Source organism: Ruegeria sp. C6, from assembly GCF_056537625.1.
Genome location: NZ_JBQFRW010000004.1, coordinates 54,262 through 73,414, shown reverse-complemented (window position 1 = coordinate 73,414; position 19,153 = coordinate 54,262). Strand labels below are relative to the sequence as shown.

Annotated in this window: 29 protein-coding genes; 13 read left to right on the top strand and 16 right to left on the bottom strand. The window is 59.5% G+C overall.

Annotated elements, in window-relative coordinates; all coding sequences use genetic code 11:
- Window positions 1-240 precede the first annotated feature (240 nt).
- Window positions 241-1,041 carry a glycoside hydrolase family 25 protein gene (locus tag ACR0MJ_RS14255; RefSeq protein WP_480761413.1) on the top strand — a complete coding sequence of 267 codons (801 nt, stop codon included), beginning with the start codon at window positions 241-243 and terminating at the stop codon, window positions 1,039-1,041.
- A 2-nt stretch (window positions 1,042-1,043) separates the two neighbouring features.
- Here ACR0MJ_RS14255 and trmD read toward each other — a convergent pair whose 3' ends face one another.
- The 12 genes from trmD to ACR0MJ_RS14195 form a co-directional block, all read right to left on the bottom strand.
- Entirely contained in the window at window positions 1,044-1,847 is an 804-nt protein-coding gene (trmD, locus tag ACR0MJ_RS14250; RefSeq protein ID WP_170392667.1) for a tRNA (guanosine(37)-N1)-methyltransferase TrmD, read from the bottom strand.
- Window positions 1,844-2,659 carry a hypothetical protein gene (locus ACR0MJ_RS14245; RefSeq protein ID WP_170425117.1) on the bottom strand — a complete coding sequence of 272 codons (816 nt, stop codon included), beginning with the start codon at window positions 2,657-2,659 and terminating at the stop codon, window positions 1,844-1,846. The genes trmD and ACR0MJ_RS14245 overlap by 4 nt, the downstream gene beginning before the upstream one ends.
- The gene (rimM, locus tag ACR0MJ_RS14240; RefSeq protein ID WP_170802230.1) at window positions 2,659-3,162 is read right to left on the bottom strand and encodes a ribosome maturation factor RimM; all 504 of its coding nucleotides are present in this window, start codon (window positions 3,160-3,162) and stop codon (window positions 2,659-2,661) included. Before rimM ends, ACR0MJ_RS14245 begins: the two co-directional genes overlap by 1 nt.
- A complete protein-coding gene (locus ACR0MJ_RS14235) occupies window positions 3,155-3,301 on the bottom strand; it encodes a hypothetical protein (protein ID WP_170392664.1) in 147 nt (48 codons plus the stop codon). Before ACR0MJ_RS14235 ends, rimM begins: the two co-directional genes overlap by 8 nt.
- 2 nt (window positions 3,302-3,303) lie before the next feature.
- A complete protein-coding gene (gene bluB, locus ACR0MJ_RS14230; protein ID WP_480761411.1) occupies window positions 3,304-3,939 on the bottom strand; it encodes a 5,6-dimethylbenzimidazole synthase in 636 nt (211 codons plus the stop codon).
- 12 nt (window positions 3,940-3,951) lie between these two features.
- The gene (gene rpsP, locus ACR0MJ_RS14225) at window positions 3,952-4,341 is read right to left on the bottom strand and encodes a 30S ribosomal protein S16 (protein WP_010437590.1); all 390 of its coding nucleotides are present in this window, start codon (window positions 4,339-4,341) and stop codon (window positions 3,952-3,954) included.
- Between the two features lie 42 nt (window positions 4,342-4,383).
- Complete coding sequence (locus tag ACR0MJ_RS14220) at window positions 4,384-4,680, bottom strand: chorismate mutase (RefSeq protein ID WP_170392662.1); 297 nt, start codon at window positions 4,678-4,680, stop codon at window positions 4,384-4,386.
- Window positions 4,677-5,216 (bottom strand): GNAT family N-acetyltransferase, encoded by a 540-nt coding sequence (locus tag ACR0MJ_RS14215; protein WP_170513361.1) that lies wholly within the window; start codon window positions 5,214-5,216, stop codon window positions 4,677-4,679. The genes ACR0MJ_RS14220 and ACR0MJ_RS14215 overlap by 4 nt, the downstream gene beginning before the upstream one ends.
- A complete protein-coding gene (locus ACR0MJ_RS14210) occupies window positions 5,213-5,764 on the bottom strand; it encodes a GNAT family N-acetyltransferase (RefSeq protein ID WP_480761409.1) in 552 nt (183 codons plus the stop codon). The genes ACR0MJ_RS14215 and ACR0MJ_RS14210 overlap by 4 nt, the downstream gene beginning before the upstream one ends.
- Entirely contained in the window at window positions 5,761-6,273 is a 513-nt protein-coding gene (locus tag ACR0MJ_RS14205) for a GNAT family N-acetyltransferase (protein ID WP_170776226.1), read from the bottom strand. The genes ACR0MJ_RS14210 and ACR0MJ_RS14205 overlap by 4 nt, the downstream gene beginning before the upstream one ends.
- Before the next feature lie 41 nt (window positions 6,274-6,314).
- Entirely contained in the window at window positions 6,315-7,823 is a 1,509-nt protein-coding gene (ffh, locus tag ACR0MJ_RS14200) for a signal recognition particle protein (RefSeq protein WP_480761407.1), read from the bottom strand.
- 160 nt (window positions 7,824-7,983) lie between these two features.
- Window positions 7,984-8,502, bottom strand: a complete 519-nt coding sequence (locus ACR0MJ_RS14195; RefSeq protein ID WP_170565122.1) for a hypothetical protein — start codon at window positions 8,500-8,502, stop codon at window positions 7,984-7,986.
- Window positions 8,503-8,591: 89 nt separating this feature from the next.
- On the opposite strand from ACR0MJ_RS14195, the gene ACR0MJ_RS14190 reads away from it, so the two are divergent.
- A complete protein-coding gene (locus ACR0MJ_RS14190; protein ID WP_170513374.1) occupies window positions 8,592-9,122 on the top strand; it encodes a prolyl-tRNA synthetase associated domain-containing protein in 531 nt (176 codons plus the stop codon).
- On the opposite strand, the gene ACR0MJ_RS14185 is transcribed toward ACR0MJ_RS14190, so the two are convergent.
- Together ACR0MJ_RS14185 and ACR0MJ_RS14180 are read right to left on the bottom strand one after the other, a co-directional pair.
- On the bottom strand, window positions 9,123-9,863 hold the full coding sequence (locus ACR0MJ_RS14185; RefSeq protein ID WP_480761405.1) for an aspartate/glutamate racemase family protein: 741 nt from the start codon (window positions 9,861-9,863) through the stop codon (window positions 9,123-9,125). It abuts the gene before it with no gap.
- A 64-nt stretch (window positions 9,864-9,927) separates the two neighbouring features.
- On the bottom strand, window positions 9,928-10,509 hold the full coding sequence (locus ACR0MJ_RS14180) for an FMN-dependent NADH-azoreductase (protein ID WP_480761402.1): 582 nt from the start codon (window positions 10,507-10,509) through the stop codon (window positions 9,928-9,930).
- Between the two features lie 120 nt (window positions 10,510-10,629).
- Between ACR0MJ_RS14180 and ACR0MJ_RS14175 the strand changes: the two genes are divergently transcribed.
- From ACR0MJ_RS14175 to ACR0MJ_RS14160, 4 genes are all read left to right on the top strand, one after another.
- Window positions 10,630-11,508, top strand: coding sequence for a LysR family transcriptional regulator (locus ACR0MJ_RS14175; RefSeq protein WP_480761400.1), 879 nt, complete (start codon window positions 10,630-10,632; stop codon window positions 11,506-11,508).
- Window positions 11,505-12,416, top strand: a complete 912-nt coding sequence (locus tag ACR0MJ_RS14170) for a DMT family transporter (protein WP_170392652.1) — start codon at window positions 11,505-11,507, stop codon at window positions 12,414-12,416. The genes ACR0MJ_RS14175 and ACR0MJ_RS14170 overlap by 4 nt, the downstream gene beginning before the upstream one ends.
- Before the next feature lie 57 nt (window positions 12,417-12,473).
- A complete protein-coding gene (locus tag ACR0MJ_RS14165; protein WP_170425150.1) occupies window positions 12,474-12,752 on the top strand; it encodes a hypothetical protein in 279 nt (92 codons plus the stop codon).
- Window positions 12,753-12,833: 81 nt separating this feature from the next.
- Entirely contained in the window at window positions 12,834-13,247 is a 414-nt protein-coding gene (locus ACR0MJ_RS14160) for a universal stress protein (protein WP_170402365.1), read from the top strand.
- Here the strand turns inward: ACR0MJ_RS14160 and ACR0MJ_RS14155 are convergent.
- Entirely contained in the window at window positions 13,244-13,576 is a 333-nt protein-coding gene (locus ACR0MJ_RS14155; protein WP_170392649.1) for an ArsR/SmtB family transcription factor, read from the bottom strand. The genes ACR0MJ_RS14160 and ACR0MJ_RS14155 overlap by 4 nt on opposite strands.
- A 231-nt stretch (window positions 13,577-13,807) precedes the next feature.
- On the opposite strand from ACR0MJ_RS14155, the gene ACR0MJ_RS14150 reads away from it, so the two are divergent.
- The 5 genes from ACR0MJ_RS14150 (at window position 13,808) to ACR0MJ_RS14130 (ending at window position 16,378) form a co-directional block, all read left to right on the top strand.
- On the top strand, window positions 13,808-14,140 hold the full coding sequence (locus tag ACR0MJ_RS14150) for an AtpZ/AtpI family protein (protein ID WP_170392648.1): 333 nt from the start codon (window positions 13,808-13,810) through the stop codon (window positions 14,138-14,140).
- Window positions 14,141-14,142: 2 nt separating this feature from the next.
- Complete coding sequence (locus tag ACR0MJ_RS14145; protein WP_170392647.1) at window positions 14,143-14,901, top strand: F0F1 ATP synthase subunit A; 759 nt, start codon at window positions 14,143-14,145, stop codon at window positions 14,899-14,901.
- Between the two features lie 48 nt (window positions 14,902-14,949).
- Window positions 14,950-15,174 carry a F0F1 ATP synthase subunit C gene (locus tag ACR0MJ_RS14140; protein ID WP_005981269.1) on the top strand — a complete coding sequence of 75 codons (225 nt, stop codon included), beginning with the start codon at window positions 14,950-14,952 and terminating at the stop codon, window positions 15,172-15,174.
- 86 nt (window positions 15,175-15,260) lie between these two features.
- Entirely contained in the window at window positions 15,261-15,812 is a 552-nt protein-coding gene (locus tag ACR0MJ_RS14135; RefSeq protein WP_170392646.1) for a F0F1 ATP synthase subunit B', read from the top strand.
- A gap of 5 nt (window positions 15,813-15,817) precedes the next feature.
- Window positions 15,818-16,378: a F0F1 ATP synthase subunit B gene (locus tag ACR0MJ_RS14130; RefSeq protein WP_170818875.1), complete on the top strand. Its 561-nt coding sequence runs from the start codon at window positions 15,818-15,820 to the stop codon at window positions 16,376-16,378.
- 81 nt (window positions 16,379-16,459) lie between these two features.
- Here ACR0MJ_RS14130 and ACR0MJ_RS14125 read toward each other — a convergent pair whose 3' ends face one another.
- Complete coding sequence (locus ACR0MJ_RS14125) at window positions 16,460-17,230, bottom strand: FadR/GntR family transcriptional regulator (protein WP_170392644.1); 771 nt, start codon at window positions 17,228-17,230, stop codon at window positions 16,460-16,462.
- A gap of 151 nt (window positions 17,231-17,381) precedes the next feature.
- Here ACR0MJ_RS14125 and ACR0MJ_RS14120 point away from each other — a divergent pair, with 151 nt between their 5' ends.
- Window positions 17,382-18,575, top strand: coding sequence for an aminotransferase-like domain-containing protein (locus tag ACR0MJ_RS14120; RefSeq protein ID WP_170625092.1), 1,194 nt, complete (start codon window positions 17,382-17,384; stop codon window positions 18,573-18,575).
- A gap of 45 nt (window positions 18,576-18,620) precedes the next feature.
- Window positions 18,621-19,016, top strand: a complete 396-nt coding sequence (locus tag ACR0MJ_RS14115; RefSeq protein ID WP_170625093.1) for a hypothetical protein — start codon at window positions 18,621-18,623, stop codon at window positions 19,014-19,016.
- The last annotated feature ends 137 nt before the right edge of the window (window positions 19,017-19,153 follow it).

Here is a 19,153-nt window from a genome sequence, read left to right as displayed (position 1 = left end):
CTGTCGCGCCGGTGCCGAAGAAAGCTGGGCGTCACGTCAGGATGCAAACCAAAAACACCGGAGTCGCGCAAAGCCACACCGGATTGCGCTGCTTTACGGGCTTTGCGGGCGGGGATCAAGCCTTATTCTTGGTGAAACAGGTGAGTTTTTGCCACCCGTCAATTCCACCGTTGCCTTGTTCACCAGATCAGGCATTCTGGGATTAATTATAAGAGCAGATTTTTGATACAGGATCATAAGATGCGCAAAGCACTTCTGCTGGCCGTTATGGCGCTTGCACTTGTCTCATGTGGTCGCCGCGGCCCGCAACCTCAGGTGGTTGAGCCGCAGGCCTTCGCGGACACGACCCCGCCTTCGATCATCTACCCCGCCTTTGGTGACGCTGACCCGCACCCGTGGGAGGGACGTCATCCCGGCCAGTACCCCGTGCACGGGCTGGATGTCTCGCGTTGGCAGGGGCCGATTGATTGGCGCACCGCACAGAAGAACGGTGTCAGCTTTGCCTTCATCAAAGCCACCGAGGGCGGGGATTTTACCGACCCGATGTTCGACGAGCACCGACGCGGCGCACAAGCTGCCGGAGTGCCGTGGGGGGCCTATCACTATTATTATTTCTGCCGTCCGGCCCATGAACAGGCGCGTTGGTTCATCCAGAACGTGCCCAAAGGGGCCGACCTGCCGCATGTGCTGGATATGGAATGGACGCCCCATTCCAAGACCTGCACCCTGCGCCCTGATGGCCGAACAGTTCGGGCCGAGGCGCAGCGGTTCCTTGATATTCTCGAGCGCCACTATGGCCGACGCCCGATTGTCTACACGACGGTAGATTTCTACGGCGACACCGATATCGGACGACTTCCCAAAACTGAGTTCTGGCTGCGTTCGGTCGCGGGCCATCCACGCAACGTTTATCCAGGCTCGGTCTGGCGGTTCTGGCAATACACCGGCACCGGGCTGGTGCCGGGGGTTCAGGGTAAGGTGGACATCAACACCTTCAACGGCACACCGGAAACCTGGGCGTTGTGGAAGGCAACCCGTTAGTCTTAGCCCTTATCTTCTGATTTTCGATAGGCGTCCCACAGATCGGGCCGCCGTTCGCGGGTGATCTGTTCCGACATTTCATGACGCCAATCCGCAATGCGTCCATGGTGGCCTGACATCAGGATCTCGGGGATCGGGCGGCCTTTCCAGTCGGCGGGGCGGGTGTATTGCGGATGCTCCAATAAGCCAGAGGAAAAGCTCTCCTCTTCGGCTGAGGCCTGATTGCCCAGAACGCCCGGGATCAGCCGCACGGTGGCGTCGATCAGGGCCTGCGCGGCGATTTCACCCCCGGTCATGACAAAATCACCCAAGCTGATCTCTTGCACGCCGTAATGTTCCAGCACCCGCTCATCGACGCCTTCGAAACGACCACATAGCAGGGTCATACCATCGCAGCGAGCCAGGTTTTGCATCATTTTCTGATCCATCCGACGCCCACGCGGGCTGAGGTAGATCAACGGCCAGTTGCCCCGGATGCCCGCCATCGTATGCTCAATGGCCTCACCCAGCACATCGGCACGCAGGACCATGCCCGCACCGCCGCCCGCAGGGGTGTCATCCACATTGCGGTGCTTGCCGATCCCGAATTGGCGCAAATCCACAGTTTCCAATTGCCATAGCCCTTCTTGCAGGGCCTTGCCAGTCAGGCTTTCGCCCAGAACACCGGGGAAGGCAGATGGGAACAACGTGATGATCTTGGCCTTCCACACCCCGTGCAGATCGGGCGTCGGCGTCATCAACTCGCGCGGCTTCAACGTTGGACGGATGGCTTTGCGGCCATGGGACTTTCCGGGTTTATCTGTCATCTCGAGCCGATCAGATCATTCTGGGTGCTTTGAACCAAAGCCGTCTTTTGATCGATCAGCGCAGCATCGTCCAGATCGGATCGGTTCATTTCCAGCATCTGCTGCAAGACATCCTCGGGCAGGCGTGGGTTTGATCGGGTCGGGCCTACCAATTCGGCGGCTTTGTCCGCAGGCAGGTCAAGGAATTCAGCAAAAGTGCTTCCAAGCCCATGTCGCTGGCCCTGCAGGTCTTCCAGCCATTCGGTGCGGACCGAGACCGAGGGCAAACGGTCGCGCACAGCCGCAGCAGCAATCTGAGGCGACGGCACCGGTTCAAGCCGGGCGCGAAAGGTCTCAAAATCCTGAATCAGGCGCGATCGTTGCAGATCATGCGCCCACAGGCTGCGCAGCCAGCTTCCCCGTTGGCGCAGCGAGTAGTAGATCGTGATATGCACCTCTTCCCCGGCAAATCGGTCGCGGATCAGGCCGACAAGGCACGAGGCAAGCTCGGGCGCGGCCTCATATCCCACCGCGACATTGCGGCTAGGGCGCAGGCCTGAGAAATTCTCTTCGCTCAGAACCAGCCCGCGCTTCTGGCCGAATTCCAGTGAATTCAGGAAGTGACGCATCTGATCCTTGAAATCGCTCATCGCGCCGGGGGTGCCGTAGACGGAATAGCGTGTGGCTGCTTCGGACAAGCCGGTTTTGCGGGTCCGATAGGGCAGGACCAACGCATGGTGCGGCCAGATCAGTGAGCGGTTTTCGAACAGAAAGGACTGTGCCGCCGTTGTCCCGGTCTTGTGCAGACCCAGATGCAGCAACACGCGGCGCATTACAGCAGGCCCTCGGGCGGGTCGGCGATGATGCGGCCTTTTTCCAGATCAACGGTCGGAACGGATTCGAGTGTAAACGGCAGCAGCACGGTGGCCTTTAAGCCCGGACCGTGCAGTTCCAACAGATCCGCCGCGCCGTGATTTTGAACCGATTTCACCCGGCCCAGCAGCGTGCCGCCGGTATCATAAACCTCAAGCCCGATAAGGTCGGTGTGGTAAAACTCATCATCCGGCAGCGACGGCAATTGATCGCGCCGCGCATAAAGGCGCAGACCGTTCAGCGCATCCGCCGCTTCCTTCGTCTCAATGCCACCCAGCCGGGCGGCAAAGCCGTTCTTGATCGCGCGGGTCAGGACTACGGGATAGCGCTCTTTACCTTCTTCGTCTGTCAGCGGCGAATAGCCTTCGATATCCTCGGGGACGGCACAGAAACTTTTCAGCCGCACCTCGCCGCGCACCCCATACGAGCCCGCGATGCTGCCTACGCAGATCAGATCACTCATTTCGACCATCCGTCACACATAGCCCGTCCCGCCATTGTCCGATCACCTCGCACGCCTCGCGCTGGTTCGAGCGTTCGAAGAATACGCCCACAATAAATGCGATCGCCAGCAGGATGGGAAGCCGTAACAAACCGAACATGACTAACGCACCTCGATCGGCAGAGAGGTGTCTCTGCATTCCCAGCCGACCTGCTCCAGTTCCGGCGTATCGGATTGGGCCTCGGGCCAGCCCAAGCAGAAATATCCGATCAACCGCCAGTCCTCGGGGACATCCAGATCGCGCACCAACTGGTCCGGGTCGAGGATCGAGACCCAACCCAGCCCCAGCCCTTCTGCCCGTAAGGCAAGCCAGAACAGGGTGATGGCAGAGACCACAGAATAGCGCCGCATCTCGGGCATAGTACCTGCGCCCAGACCTTGACCCTTGTCGGTGGCATCGTCGCAGAACACGGCCAGCTGCACCGGAGCTTCTTTCATCCCGGACAGTTTCAACTGGCTGTACAGCTGCGCCTTTTCGCCGGAATACCCGCTCAGCGCCCGCTCGTTGGTCGCTTGGAAATTCTTCAGCGCCGCGTCGCGCGCGGCCTGACTTTCGATGCGGATCACACGCCAGGGTTCGCTGAGCCCAACAGAAGGGGCCAGTCGAAACGCGTCGAGGCAGCGCGTAAGCACTGCCTCGTCAATTGCATCGGTGCGAAACCGGCGCACATCACGCCGGAGCCGCATCAACAGATCGAACTGCGTGCGAAAATCGTCGGAAAAGGCCTGATCCTGCACGCGCCCGACTGCTTATTCTTCTGCAGCAGCTTCTTCAGCCGGTGCAGCAGCCGCTTCGGCAGCTTCAGCAGCCTTGGCAGCTTTCTCTTCCGCGCGTTCCTGAGCTTTCTTGCCCGGAGTACCCTTGTTGGGGTTGTTGCGCTCGGCCTTGTCACGGGCGCCGGCAGCTTCCAGCATACGTGCGATCCGGTCGGTGGGCTGTGCGCCCTGATCCAGCCAGTACTGGATGCGCTCCATGTTCATTTTCACGCGCTCTTCGCTGTCTTTCGGCAGCAGCGGGTTGTAGGTGCCCAGTTTTTCGATGAAACGACCATCGCGCGGCATACGGCTGTCAGCCGCAACAATGCGATAGAAGGGACGCTTTTTCGAGCCGCCGCGGGCGAGACGAATTTTCATTGCCATGGTGGTATCTCCTTTGAATGGCGTATCCGGTGCTAGACCGGCTTAGTTCTGGTGTTTCTTGTGGTGTCGGATGACTTCCTGAATGATGAAATTCAGAAAAGCCTTGGCGAAATCGGGGTCCAGATCGGCCTCTTTCGCCAGGTCTTCTAACCGTGCGATCTGCGCAGCCTCGCGCGACGGATCGGACGGGGGAAGGTCGTGTGCGGCCTTGAGCTTGCCAACGGCCTGCGTGTGCTTGAACCGCTCGCCCAGCGTATAGACCAGGATCGCATCCAGCCGGTCGATGCTTTCTCGATGGTCTTTCAACAGCGCAGCAGCCTGTGTCACGGGGTTGTTCATTGGCCGGTCCTTTCGGTGGTCAAATCAATCTGCGGATGACGCCAGATCTGAGCGTGCTTGCCCAAAAGCTCGGCTCTCTCAATCTCCAGCGTTGCGCCCAGCCGTTCGGCCAGCGCGCGCGAGCGATCATTGGCATGGGCGATGTAAGAAATCACACCGTTAAGCCCCTGATGCCGCGCTGCATAGTCGCGTGCAGCCGCGGCGGCCTCAAAGCCCAGACCTTTGCCTTCGGCCTCGGCCATCAGCGTCCAGCCCAGCTCGGGCTCCGCCCAGCCGGGTACGTAGATCATGCCTGCCCATCCCACGAATGCGCCGCTGGCCTTTTCAGTCAGATGCCACAGACCATAACCGCGCAGCGCCCAATGACCCAATCTGTTCGAAAGAGAGCTCCAGCTTCCAAGCGCGTCCTTGGGACCACCAACCATATGGCTGCGCTCGGTCGCGTAGAACGCGGTCATCGCAGGCAGATCGTCCAGATGCGGCGCGCGAAGGATCAGGCGATCGGTTTCGACGGTGGGTATAGTGAACGAGGTCATGCATATGCCTCCACGCCACCATTTACCAGATCGGCAGGCGCAGAATGACGCCAGACCTGCATCGCCCCGAAAGCCGGGTGTTCGAACATATATTCAAACTGCGCGCCCAGCCGTTCCGCGACAGCCTTGCTGCCCAGATTATCCGGATCGATCAGCGAGATTGCGGTTTCCCAGCCCAGCACGTCATAGGCATGTGCACGTGCAGCCAGTGCCGCTTCGGTCGCATAACCCTTGCCGGTGGCGTGGTTCATAAGCGTCCAGCCAATTTCGGGCTCGGGCCAGCCGTGAGGGTTCCACAAGCCAACATGGCCTACATAGGTGCCGGTGTCTTTTTCCTCGACACCCCAGAAGCCATATCCCCGCATCGCCCAGTGGCCTAATAGCATCGCAACAGCGCGCCATGTCTCATCCGGGCGTTTCGGGCCGCCGACGAATTTCGAGGCGTCGCTGGCAAAAAACTCTGCCTCAGCCTCAAAATCGGCCTCGCAGGGGGGCCGCATGATCAGGCGTTCGGTTTCCAGCGTTGGTATGGCCATGGCAAGTGTCATGCCTGCACCTCGCCGTATCGCCAGACATGCTGGGTTGGGCCAAAGGCGCTTTCGGCAACGGCGTCGCGCGTTGCACCCAGACGCTGAGCCAAAGCGTTCGAACGAGCGTTGGATTGCGAAACGTAACTTACGAACTGGCCGGATCCGAGCAGATCAAGCCCAAAATCGCGAACGGCGCTGCACGCTTCGGTCGCGTAACCTTGCATGCGGAACTTGCTATCGAACATATAGCCAAGCTCGGGCTCGTGATCGTCCCATTCGAGGCCCAGAATGACGAAGCCAATGACCTGATCATCGTCTTTAAACGTGACGGTGAACAAGCCGTGACCATGCAAAAGCCAGCCTGATGTGTAGTAGGAAAACTCAGTCCAGGCGTCCTGCTCGGTATCGCCAAAGCTGTCCTTGCAGATCGATGTCCACACCGGCAGGTCGTCCAGAGTGGGTGCACGCAGAACCAGCCGCCGGGTCTCAATGACCGGCAGGGCCGCGCGATACTGCGCTGCTGCCATCGCCGCCTTTCCGGACGGGGGCTGGGTGCAGCGTGCTGACGTCACTTTTTCTTTCCAAAACCGCTCAACCCCGGGGGCAGGCCCATGCCGCCACCCAGTCCGGGCAGACCGCCGGGCATCTTACCGCCCATCGCTTTGGCGGCTTGTTCCAGCGCCTTGGGGTCCATGCCCGCAGCCATTTCCTCAGGCGAGGGGCCGCCTTTGCCGAACATGCCTTTCATGGCCTGTTTCAGCATCTTGCCTTTGCCCATTTTGCCCATCTTTTTCATCATGTCGGACATCTGCCGGTGCATCTTGAGCAGCTTGTTGAGATCGCTGACCTCCATACCCGAACCGGCGGCGATGCGTTTCTTGCGGCTGGCTTGCAGCAGTTGCGGGTTGGCGCGTTCGCGTTTGGTCATCGACTGGATCAGCGCGATTTGCTGGCGCAGGATTTTATCGTCCAGACCGGCCTGATCCATCTGCTTGGCCATCTTGTTCATGCCCGGCATCATGCCCATCATGCCCTGCATGCCGCCCATCTGGATCATCTGCTCCAGCTGCATTTTCAGGTCGTTCATGTTGAACTGACCTTTGACCATGCGCTTCATCATGCGCTCGGTCTGTTCCATCTCCATCGTTTCCTGGGCTTTTTCGACCAGAGCAACGATGTCGCCCATGCCCAGAATACGACCGGCGATCCGGTCCGGCTCGAAGGTTTCGAGCGCGTCCATCTTCTCGCCCAGACCAACAAAGCGGATCGGCTTGCCGGTGACCGCGCGCATCGACAGCGCCGCACCGCCGCGCCCGTCACCGTCCATACGGGTCAGGACCACGCCCGAGATGCCGACCTTGGCATCAAACTCTTCGGCCACTTCAACAGCGACCTGACCGGTCAGGCCGTCGACCACCAGCAGCGTCTCACGCGGGTCGACCACGTTACGAACCTGCTCGACCTCGTCCATCAGGACTTCGTCGATATGCAGACGGCCCGCGGTGTCGAGCATATAGACGTCATAGCCGCCCAGCGTTGCCTGTTGCTTGGCGCGCTTGGCGATATCAACCGGCGTCTGACCGGGTACGATCGGCAGCGTATCTACACCAACCTGCGTGCCCAGAACCGCAAGCTGATCCATCGCCGCTGGGCGATAGACGTCGAGCGAGGCCATCAGGACCTTCTTGCCCTCTTTCTCTTTCAGGCGTTTCGCCAGCTTACTGGTGGTGGTTGTCTTACCGGAACCCTGCAGGCCGACCATCAGGATCGGGGCAGGCGGGTTGTCGATCTTCAGCGCACCGGGGTCTTCTTCGCCGCGCAGTGTATCGACCAACGCGTCGTGCACGATCTTAACGACCTGCTGGCCGGGCGTGATCGATTTGGTGACAGCTTGACCGGTCGCTTGTTCCTGTACTTTCTTGACGAACTCGCGCGCCACCGGCAGCGAGACGTCGGCCTCAAGCAGGGCAACGCGGACTTCGCGCAGGGCGGTTTTCACGTCTTCTTCAGACAGGGCACCCTGTTTGGTCAGCCGGTCAAAGACGCCGGAAAGGCGTTCGGATAGATTTTCAAACATGCCTTCGGCCTCCTTAGCCGGTTATCTGGTGGCGTGCCCTAGATAGGACGCGTCGGTTAAATGCACAAACGCCCCCACGGGCGAAACTCGCTGGTGGGGGGCGATCCCTGAACGACTCAAGGGACCGGAAGATCAAACGCTTCCGGATGTTGGCGGCGATTTAGGCCGATTGGCTGGCAGAGTCAACCTTGCGTGCCGGAAGCCAATCGTTGACCGCATCCACCAGCCGATGCGCACCGCGCCCGCTGGAATAAGCCTCGACAATGGGATGCCGCCCGGCGCTCATGCCTTCATCCAGTATCAGGACAGGGCGATAGAGGGTCGATGTGCCATTGTCGCTACGTGAGGTCGTGCTTTCAGTTTCCGCGTGCGAGAGGTGCGAGAGCTCATGTTCCACCGCATCATATCCAAAGACTGACTGTCTGCGGATCAGGATGCTGTTTTTATTGCGATCCAGTATGACCTGCACGCGGCGGACAAAGGCGCAAAATGCACCAAAACCCATGCCTCCGCCGAATAGTGCGAAGAAAATGCCGAACAAGATACCCTCGCCACCTTCACTGGCCAAGAAGACGCCCGCGCCGACAAATGCAAGAATGAAGAAAACCAGCGTGATGCCGATGAACCATGGCGTATTGGACAGGATCAGTTGGCTCGGAGTGTTGCGCGTGACTTTCATGGCGGCACGCTAGCACCGAATGCCGCGCCTGTCGTGGCTTGAATTTACCTGTCGGTTGGGCGATGAGCGCGCCATACGAGGAGGTTCCCATGGACGCATCATCTGTCTTTCAGGATACGTTGCCGCTCAGCTCGGATGCGCTTTTGGCGCAGTTGGATGAATGGGGGCTGCCCTATCGGTTGCATACTCATATCCCGCTGCGCACCGTTGAGGATGCCAAAGGGGTCGAGGGCCAGTTCATGGTGCCGGGTGAAAACACACTGCGGCTCAAGAACCTGTATCTGCGCGACAAGAAAAAGCGGAATTATCTGGTGACGCTGGAACAGAGCCGCGAGATCGACCTCAAGGCGCTGGGCGCGGAGTTGGGGGTTGGCAACCTGTCCTTCGGCTCGGCGGATCGGCTGTTCCAGAACCTCGGCATCCGCCCTGGCGCGGTCAGTCCGCTGGCGATGATCAACGGCGTTGAGAACAACGTTAAGTTCTTCATGGACGCCGCCGCGCAACAGGCCGATGTCATCAACATGCACCCTTTGGTCAACGACCGAACCGTCGTTTTGTCGCGCGAAGAACTGATGGTGTTCTTTGATAAGATCGGGTGCGAGATAAACTGGCTGCCGTGATCACCCTTCAAGCGCTTCGTTCAAAGCGGCAGCGACATGGGCGGCGGAGGGGTTGACGAACAGGTGACCGTCCGCCTCGAACACCGGATCGTCCAGATGATCGGGGAAGGCCAGAGGCAACTCGGTACAGGCCAGCAAGATCGCGGTTCCGGGTGTGGCGTGTTTGTTGCAGAAGGCCAGCAGGCGCGCATGTGCGGTGTCGGATGCGCCGCCGTAGAAATCACTGTCGATCATCGCCTGCATCTCGGCGATCTCAGGCTCGGGCAGGCGTGTGTTTGCCGTGATACCCTCGGCGGCCAGCCGGTCGGCATAGTTTGTGGCCTGCATGGTGACTGCGGTTCCAAGGACCAAAGCATTGGTGGCACCGGTCGAGGCGGTCGCGTCGGCGGTTGCGTCAAAAATGCTGAGAATAGGCATGGAGACGCCTTCGCGGATCGCGTGAAGCCGCGCGTGTGGCGTATTGGAGGCGATGATGCCGAAATCGCAGCCTGCGTGTTCCAAAGTCAGCAGCGCTTCGCGGAACACCGCGTCGAAAGCGGCCCAGCTGTCTTCGTCACCGGCCACGCCGCGCAAGGCACGGGTTTTGGCTTGGGTGACGGATTCGATGGTCATGGGTGGGATGGGCAGCGGCGATCCGTGGCCGCGTTCGGCAAAATGCCGACCCGCGCCCTCAGCGATCGCCCGGTAGTAGTCGACAGTTGAGGCCCAGCCAACACCGCCCAATATTCCAATCTTTTTCATGTGAACCGCCCAGTCTGCCGATTTGCCTCGGCGCAGACTGGACGGTTCAAGGGGGTCAGGTCAATCAGGCTGCCAGCTTGGTGACAGCTTTCTGCGCATTGGACAGGGTTGTTTCGGGGTCCAGTGCCATGCGATCTGCGGCGATGACCTCGACATCATGGATGCCGATGAAGCCCAGAACATGCCGCGCATAGGTGGTGGCAAAGTCGATCTCGGAGCCCACCGCCGTACCGCCCGATGCAACAGCAAGGATGGCGCGTTTGCCTTCCAGCAGACCTTTCGGTCCTTCTTCGGAATAGGAGAATGTCAGACCGGCACGGGCGACCAGATCAATCCAGGCCTTGAACGCGGCGGGAACTGCGAAGTTGTAGATCGGCAAGCCGATGACGATCGTGTCGGCCTTTTGCAACTCGGACACCAATTCGTCCGACAGGGCCAGCAGGTCTTTCTGTACCGCGTCACGCTGGTCGGCGGGGGTGAAATTGGCGCCGATCCAGTCTTCGGTCAGCAGGGGCAGGGGGGTGGCCAGATCGCGGCGGATGATGCGGCTGGCGTTCAGGTGGCGAACCACGCGGTCGGACAGATCGCGGGTGGCAGATCCAGTGCGGCGGGCCGAGGCGTCGATATGCAGGATGGTTTTGGTCATTTCGGGGCGTCCTTTGTTGCGGAATTAGCTTCTGTTGCCCCAATATGGCTGTTGCGTGCATGAACAAAACTCGGATATATCAACAAGCATTGTTAGAATTTGCACATTGGATCAGATGCAATGGACAATTGGGATGAAGTGAGAACCGCCTATCAGGTGGCGCGCATGGGAACGGTCAGCGGCGCGGCGGATGTGCTGGGTGTGCACCACGCCACCGTGATCCGCCATATCGATGCGATCGAGGCACGGTTGGGCGTCAAACTATTCCAGCGTCACGCGCGTGGGTACACACCAACCGAAGCGGGTGAGGACTTGTTGCGGGTCGCGCAGGCAACCGAAGATCAATTCAACCAGTTGGTTGGTCGCATGAAGGGGCGCGGAGACGATGTCTCGGGCGAGATCGTGGTCACCTCACTGGCCTCACTGGCCCCGCTCATCGTACCGACGCTGACCGAGTTCCAGCAGACCCACCCGGGATTGATCGTGCGCTATCTGACCGGCGACCGCCTGTTCCGGTTGGAATATGGCGAGGCGCATGTGGCGATCCGCGCCGGGGCCGCGCCGGATCAACCGGACAATGTGGTGCAGCCGTTCATTCCACAAGAGGTCGGACTATTCGCTAGCAAGGCCTATCTCGCGCGCCACGGCAAACCTGCAAACGTTGCAGATTTCGCCAATCACTACTTCGTGGGCAATGATGATGAAAACAGCCGCGCGCCGTTTTCCCGCTGGCTGCGTGTCAACGCGCCGGAGCAGGCGATCACTTTCCGCTGCACCAATAATTTCTGTATGCGAGAGGCTGTTCTGGCCGGTGCAGGCATCGGCTTTATGGCCCGTTGGGAGGCCGCGCGCGATCCCGATCTTGTCGAGGTGATGGCACCGTTGCCCGAGTGGTCTGGCAAGCTGTGGCTGGTGACTCATGTGGATCTGCACCGGACCACTAAGGTGCAGGCTTTTCTATCCTTCCTGAAAGATCAATCCAAGGGCTGGCTGCCGTGACACCGCAGGCGCGCGGCCATCTGGCCATGCTGACATTCTCGGCTTTGGTGGCGGGCAGTTTCTCGCTTGGCTCAATGGCGGCAAATGAGATCGCACCGTCGGCGATCACGGCAGCGCGCTTTGCGATTGCGGCGGTTGTGATCGGCATCGCTGCGATTGCCACAACGGGCATTCCGCGCAGCGCGGCTCGGGCACCATGGCGCTATCTGGTGCTTGGCGGATTGTTCGGAGCCTACTTTGTCCTGATGTTCTACGGATTGAAAACCGCTCCCCCGGTCAGCGCGGCGGCGGTCTTTACGCTGACCCCGGTCATGTCGGCGCTGGCCGGGTGGGTGCTGCTGCGCCAGATCACCACCCCACGCATGGCGCTGGCCCTGACGGTCGGTGCGGTCGGTGCGCTGTGGGTGATCTTCAGAGCGGATTGGCAAGCCTTTCAGGTCTTCGAGATCGGAGGCGGCGAGATCATCTATTTCTGGGGTTGCGCCGCGCACGCCGTCTATACGCCGATGATACGGCGATTGAACCGGGGCGAGCCTGCGGTGGTGTTCACCTTCGGTACGTTGGTTGCGGGGTGTTTGATCCTGACGGTCTGGGGCTGGTCCGATATCCGTGCAGTAGATTGGGGCAACCTTCCCGGGATTGTCTGGGTGACGCTGCTTTATATCTCGTTGTTTGCGACCGCCGCCAGTTTTGTACTGGTTCAGTTTGCAGCCCTGCGTTTGCCCGCGGCAAAGGTCATGGCTTACACTTACCTGACGCCCAGCTGGGTGATCCTGTGGGAAATCGCCCTGGGACGTCCTGCGCCGACGGCATTGGTGTTGGTTGGTGCCGGGCTCACCGCTGTTGCGTTGTTGTTGCTGCTGAAAGGAGAAGACGCGCCTGCAAACACTCCGGTGCGCTCGAATTGAAGCTTGTGATTTCTACCTGATGTGGCAGCCTGCCTGTCACCACCAAGGAGCTGGGCCATGAAAACAATGTCACTTATTCCCGCATTGCTGGCGTTGTCCGCCTGTGCCCCCGGTGGCGCGAAAGACGCTGCAGAGGCGGACCTGCAAGCCAGCTGCGAAGCTCTGGTGGGCGCCGAAACCGGCACAGGGCCTGATGGTGTCAAAGCGATGTCTACCCAGTCCAGCCCGACAGGCTCGGTCACCAGTGTATTCGTGGCAGGGGCCGAGGCTCCGTGGCTCTGTCGTGCCGACCCAACGGGGGTTGTGACCGGGGTGGAATATAGCCGCGAGGGCTGAGCCTGCCGTTTGGATCGTCCCTACGGGTCAGACTGGCGAACCGCCCAGGTCGACATATCTCAGGATCAGGAGGACGCCAATATGTTCAAACACATCATGGTCCCGGTCGACCTGCACTTGCCGCCCGAGGTCAAGAAAGCCACCGAGGTTGCGGCGCAATTGGCCAAATGGCAGGGCGCAAAAGTGACCATCGTCAGCGTCACCGGCCCGCAGCCTGGGGATAGCCACCTGACAACAGACGCGATCAAACAAGAATTACTGACCTGCGCCAATGAAATCGCGATGCAAAGCGGGGCGCAGGTGGACACACGCAACATTCATTCGGTTGATGTCGCGGTCGAGATCGACAAGGACCTGACCCACGCAGCAGAGGAAATGGGGGCCGATCTGATTGTTGTGGGAACCCACGCACCCCGGATCACAGACTATATCCTGTCCAGCCACGCGGGATATCTGGCCAAACACGCCAGCATGTCGGTCTTAGTTGTGCGTTAGGCCTCATCCGGGGGCAGTTCAACTTCAAGAAACCGCTCGAACGCATCCAGATTGACCGGTTCGAACTGTCCGAACCCCTGCATCCAAACCGAGGCCGCTCGAAGCGCGTCGGGTTCTAGTTTGCACCACTTCACCCGTCCGCGTTTTTCCTGAGAAATCAGACCTGCTTTGGTCAGGATCACCAGATGCTTTGAAATCGCGGCTAGCGACATTTCGAACGGTTCGGCCACGTCGGTGACGGCCATGTCATCTTCCAGCAGCATCGCTAAGATGGCACGGCGGGTGGGATCGGCGAGGGCTGCGAAGACAGTGTCGAGGTCGTTGGACATGGTTCCGCTGAACCATAGCCTGTGAGTTTGGTCAACCATTTGGTTGAATATGCGGATTCAGGCTTATCCGCCCGGTCAGCGAACTATACGCCATCGGAAGGTTTCACGCGGTCTGTTATTTTAATATATAAATCATATACTTAGCGACGTTCATGCTGCGGCTTCATTGCCGTTGACTCTGCGCCCTCAGCCCCTTAGCACCCTACCCAAGACTGTGCGAGGGAAACGCCCGTGACCGAAGATGACCAAAAGCAGCGTATGGCGCAGCTGGAGGCCAAGATCGAAGCGGCGAAAAAGGCCAAAGCGCCGAAACCTCGTGCGGATGCTGACGTATCCGGAGGCGAGCTTGCCTGGAGGATGGTCATCGAAATGGTTTCCGGTCTGGGGATCGGATTTGGCATCGGATACGGGCTGGACAGCCTGCTCGGGACGATCCCGATCTTTCTGGTGCTGTTCACATTGCTGGGCCTTGTCGCGGGCGTGAAGGTTATGCTCCGCAGCGCGAAAGAGGTTCAAGAGAAACAAGCGGCCGCAAGCGCGACCGAGAAGGACGAGAGGGACTGAACGTGGCAACCGAGACCACCGCAGAAAAAGGCAGCAGCCTGGCTTTCCATCCAATGGACCAGTTTATCGTCAAGCCGTTGTTCGGCGACGGTGCGATTGCCTGGTACACGCCCACCAACGTGACCCTGTGGTTGTTCCTGGCGATTGCGGCGATCTTTGCCCTGCTGGTTCTCAGCACGTCCAAGCGCGCCATTGTTCCGACGCGGATGCAGTCGGTGGCCGAGCTGGCCTATGGTTTCATCTACAAGATGCTGGAAGACATCTGCGGCAAGGAAGGCGTAAAGTACTTCCCCTATGTCATGACCCTGTTCATGTTCATCGTCTGCGCGAACTTCCTGGGCATGTTGCCCATGTCCTTCACCACCACATCGCATTTCGCCGTGACCATCCCGCTGGCGCTGGCCGTGTTCCTGACCGTGACTGTTTTGGGTTTCGTCAAGAACGGCGCTGCGTTCCTGGGCTTGTTCTGGGTCTCCAGCGCGCCGCTGGCGCTGCGCCCTGTTCTGGCGATTATCGAGCTGATCTCGTACTTCGTACGCCCGGTCAGCCACTCCATTCGTCTTGCCGGTAACGTCATGGCAGGCCACGCGGTTATCAAGGTGTTCGCAGGCTTTGCCGCGATTGCCGTGATCTCGCCCGTGTCGGTTCTGGCGATCACCGCAATGTATGGCCTTGAGGTCCTCGTGTCCTTCATTCAGGCCTACGTCTTCACCATTCTGACCTGTGTGTATCTGAAAGATGCGCTGCATCCGTCGCACTAAGGTCCGAACCCCCAACATCGAAACTTCCAAATCGTAAGGAGAATTCTCATGGAAGGCGATCTCGCACACATCGGCGCAGGCCTGGCAGCAATCGGTTCCGGCGCAGCCGCAATCGGGGTGGGCAACGTTGCAGGCAACTTCCTGGCCGGCGCCCTGCGCAACCCTTCGGCGGCTGCTTCGCAGACCGCAACCCTGTTCATCGGTATCGCGTTCGCAGAAGCGCTGGGCATCTTCGCATTCCTGGTCTCGCTGCTGCTGATGTTCGCCGTATAATCTGCGGAACCTGATCCTTACGCGCAGATGGGCCCAAGCCATAGCGGCCCATCTGTTGTAAAGACAACGTTCCGACGGAGGACATCATGGCGACTGAACCCATTGCTGAAGAAGTAGTAGGCACATGCGTTGATTCCAGCGGCTACGCCGTCGGGATGCCGCAGCTCTGCTTCGATTGGTTCCCCAACCAGATTTTCTGGCTGGTCATCACGCTGGTCGTCATCTTTCTGGTCCTGTCCCGCGTGGCTCTGCCCCGCATCGCGGCAATCCTGGCTGAACGCCAGGGGACCATTACAAATGACCTGGCTGCGGCCGAAGATCTGAAGGCCAAAGCGGTCGAGGCCGAAGAGGCCTATAACAAAGCGCTGGCCGATGCCCGTTCTGAGGCTCAGCGTATCGCAGCGGAAGCCCGCGCCGAAATCCAGTCTGGTCTGGATGACGCGATTGCCAAGGCGGATGCGGAAATCGCTGCAAAGGCGGCTGAATCGGAAAAGGCAATTGCCGAAATCCGTGCCGGTGCGCTGGAAAGCATTCAAGTGGTTGCCAAGGATACGGCGGCTGAACTGGTCACAGCACTGGGCGGCGAGGCGGATGCCAAAGCCATCAACAGTGCAGTAGATGCGCAGACGAAAGGATAAGTGACATGCGGAACACTCTTGCCCTTATCCTGACCGTTGGTGCCGCCAGCCCCGCGCTGGCCGCAAGCGGCCCGTTCTTCTCGCTTGCCAACACTGACTTTGTCGTCACTCTGGGCTTCATCGTCTTTATCGCGGTCCTGTTCTACTTCAAGGTCCCCGGTATGATTGGTGGTGCGCTGGACAATCGCGCCGAAGGTATTCAAGCCGAGCTGGACGAAGCCCGCGCCCTGCATGAAGAAGCACGCAGTCTGTTGGCCTCGTACGAGCGCAAGCAGCGCGAAGTTCAGGGTCAGGCCGATGCTATCGTTGCCGCGGCCAAGGAAGACGCGGTTCTGGCGGCTGAACAAGCTAAGGTGGATCTGGAAAAATCCATCGCGCGCCGTCTCGCGGCAGCGCAGGATCAGATCGCATCGGCTGAGGCATCTGCTGTCAAGGAAGTCCGCGATCAGGCCATCACCGTAGCGGTTTCGGCAGCCAACGCCGTGCTGGCCAAACAGATGACCGCAACGCAGGCGAACAAGCTGATCGATGCATCCATCGCGGATGTGGGTGAAAAGCTACACTGATCGCCTGGATCATATGATTTGAAAAACCCGAGGGCTTCAGGCTCTCGGGTTTTTTCTTTTCGTGGCTTCCAGTTTGAAGGATCAGACCTCTCCAGTCTCGTGCTTCAAACGCTGTTGCGCGATCTCTTCATTGCGCAGGGCCTTCTGCTGATCGGCCATGCAGCTTTTGACAAAGTTCAGATGATCCTCGACCGCCTTCCGTGCCCCTTTCGGGTCGCGGTCCTGCAGGGCTGTGTTGATGGCGCGGTGCTGGTCCAGAATTGCGTCGCGGGTGGTGCGTTGCTGGAACATGATCTGTCGGTTGTAGAATACGCCCTGCCGCAGCAGATCGAACATCGACCGCATCATATGCAGCATCACCACGTTATGACTGGCCTCGATGATCGCCATATGGAACTGGGCGTCCAGATGCGCCTCTTCTTCGGCTGCATTGCGGGCGTGGGCGTCTTCCATCTTGTCCAGTATGGTCTGCACCACCTTCAGATCGCTGCCCGAGCCCATGCGGGCGGCACGCTCAGCCGCTAGACCCTCCATGTCACGCCGGAATGAGAGATAGTCGAACACTGCCTCGTCGTGATTGCCGAACAACCGGATCAAAGCTGGCGCGAAGGCCGAGCCCAGAACCTCGGCCACATAGATGCCCGATCCGGCCTTGGCAGTTAGCAATCCCTGCTCCTGGAGGTCCGAGATTGCCTCGCGCAGCGACGGGCGCGACACGCCCATCCGCTCGGCCAGCTCCCGTTCCGAGGGCAGGCGTTCTCCGGGGCGCAGAATGCCGCGCAGGATCAGCAGTTCGATCTGGCGCACAACAGCCAGTGACAGTTTTTCGGTTTGAACTTTTTGAAAAGGCATCTGGCTACCACTTGGAATTGGTCAAATCACTTGACCACGTTTGTAAGGGGCGTTCAAGTCGCTCACAGAGGTTGAAACATTAGGTCAGAATTATTGACATAAGAGGCGCATTGCCTAATCTGCGACCCAAGGGCGGAGGAGGCCCCCTACGATGGATCAGCTCTACGCCACCCGAACCGCTCGGATGAAGGCTTCCGAAATCCGCGAATTGCTGAAACTGCTGGGCGAGCCCGGTATCATTTCCTTCGCAGGCGGTATTCCCGACCCCGCTTTGTTTCCAGCAGAGGCTTTCGCCGAAGCGTTTCAAAATGCGCTTGGCCCAGATCAACAGGCGCAGGCGCTGCAATATTCGGTCAGCGAGGGCTATGCCCCGCTGCGTGAATGGCTGGCCGACCATATGCGTGGGATCGGCGTTACGTGCGGCATCGACAACATCCTGATCACCTCGGGCTCGCAGCAAGCGCTGGATTACTTGGGTAAGTTGTTCTTGTCACCGGGTGATACTGCGTTGGTTGGGTGGCCCACATATCTGGGCGCGCTCAATGCGTTTGACGCTTATGAGCCGCGCTTTGACCAGCTTAGCATCAATGGCAATCGTGGGGCTGCCGAATACCAGGCCGCCGCCGGCAACAGCCCGATCAAATTCGCTTATCTCTCCGCCGATTTTGCAAATCCGACTGGTGAGACGGTCGATCTGCGGGGCAGGGAGGCGCTGCTCGATCTGGCAGATGAATTGGATTGCGCAGTGATCGAGGACGGAGCCTATCAGGCGCTGCGCTATGACGGCGATCCGATCCCACCGATCCTCGCGTTAGAACAGGCGCGCAAGGGATCGATCGAGAACTGCCGGACGATCTATTGCGGCAGCTTCTCGAAAACTCTTTCACCGGGGTTGCGGCTGGGTTGGGTGGTTGCAGCAAAACCGGTGATCTCGCAACTGGTGCTGCTGAAACAGGCGGCTGATCTGCATTCTTCTACGATCAACCAGATGGCGGTGTATCAGGTGGCACGGGATCGCTTCGACACTCATGTCCCCATGCTACGCCAGACCTATGCCGCGCGCCGCGATGCGATGCTTGAGGCGCTCAACCAGCACATGCCCAATGGCGTCGACTGGACCCGACCCGAGGGTGGCATGTTCATTTGGGTCACTCTGCCCAAGGAAATGAACGGCGCCGACCTGCTGGCGAGGGCGCTGGAAACGGTCAAGTTGGCCTTTGTACCCGGTCAGGCTTTCTATCCCGACGACACCGGGTCGAATACCATTCGACTGAGTTTTTCCAACTCGGATGAGGACACGATCCGCGAGGGTATACGCCGGTTAGGAGAAGTGTTGCGCGCCTGAACCGGGGAAAGGTTTCATTAACCATATTGTCGCTAATAAAGCAGCATGATCCGCGTGCTCGCTTTCCTGTGCCTCGCCGCCTGCTCGGGTGGTACACCCTATTTTCGCGACTTGCCCGCAACGCGCGTCGCGGTGAATGGCAGTATCTTCGACGTCCGCGTCCGCAATGAACTGGCCGAGGCCGTCCGCGTGAACCCGCAATACGCGCCGCGTCTGGGTCCGATCCGTGACCGGGCCGCGCTGGCCATGGCGCAGGTCTCGGGCTGTCCGCTTCTGGACGTTCTTGGCGATGCGGCCGTCACTGTGGGCGTGCTGGGCTGCGACCAGGAACTGGGGAAAAAACTGATTTTCGGCGCACTCCTTCGCCGTCCCTATGAATGCGTTGATTACGGATATTACGAAGACTACGGATATCAGGTCTTTGAATGCTCGCCTTACTGAGATACGCGAGACTCCGCGTAGTTTTGCCAAGATGTTGTGGATAACTTGGTCCAATCTCCCATATCCTGCGCAATCACGTTGACACCTCCCCCATCCGTTGCGCAGACTTCTTACCCATAGGAATCATACCAAGAGCA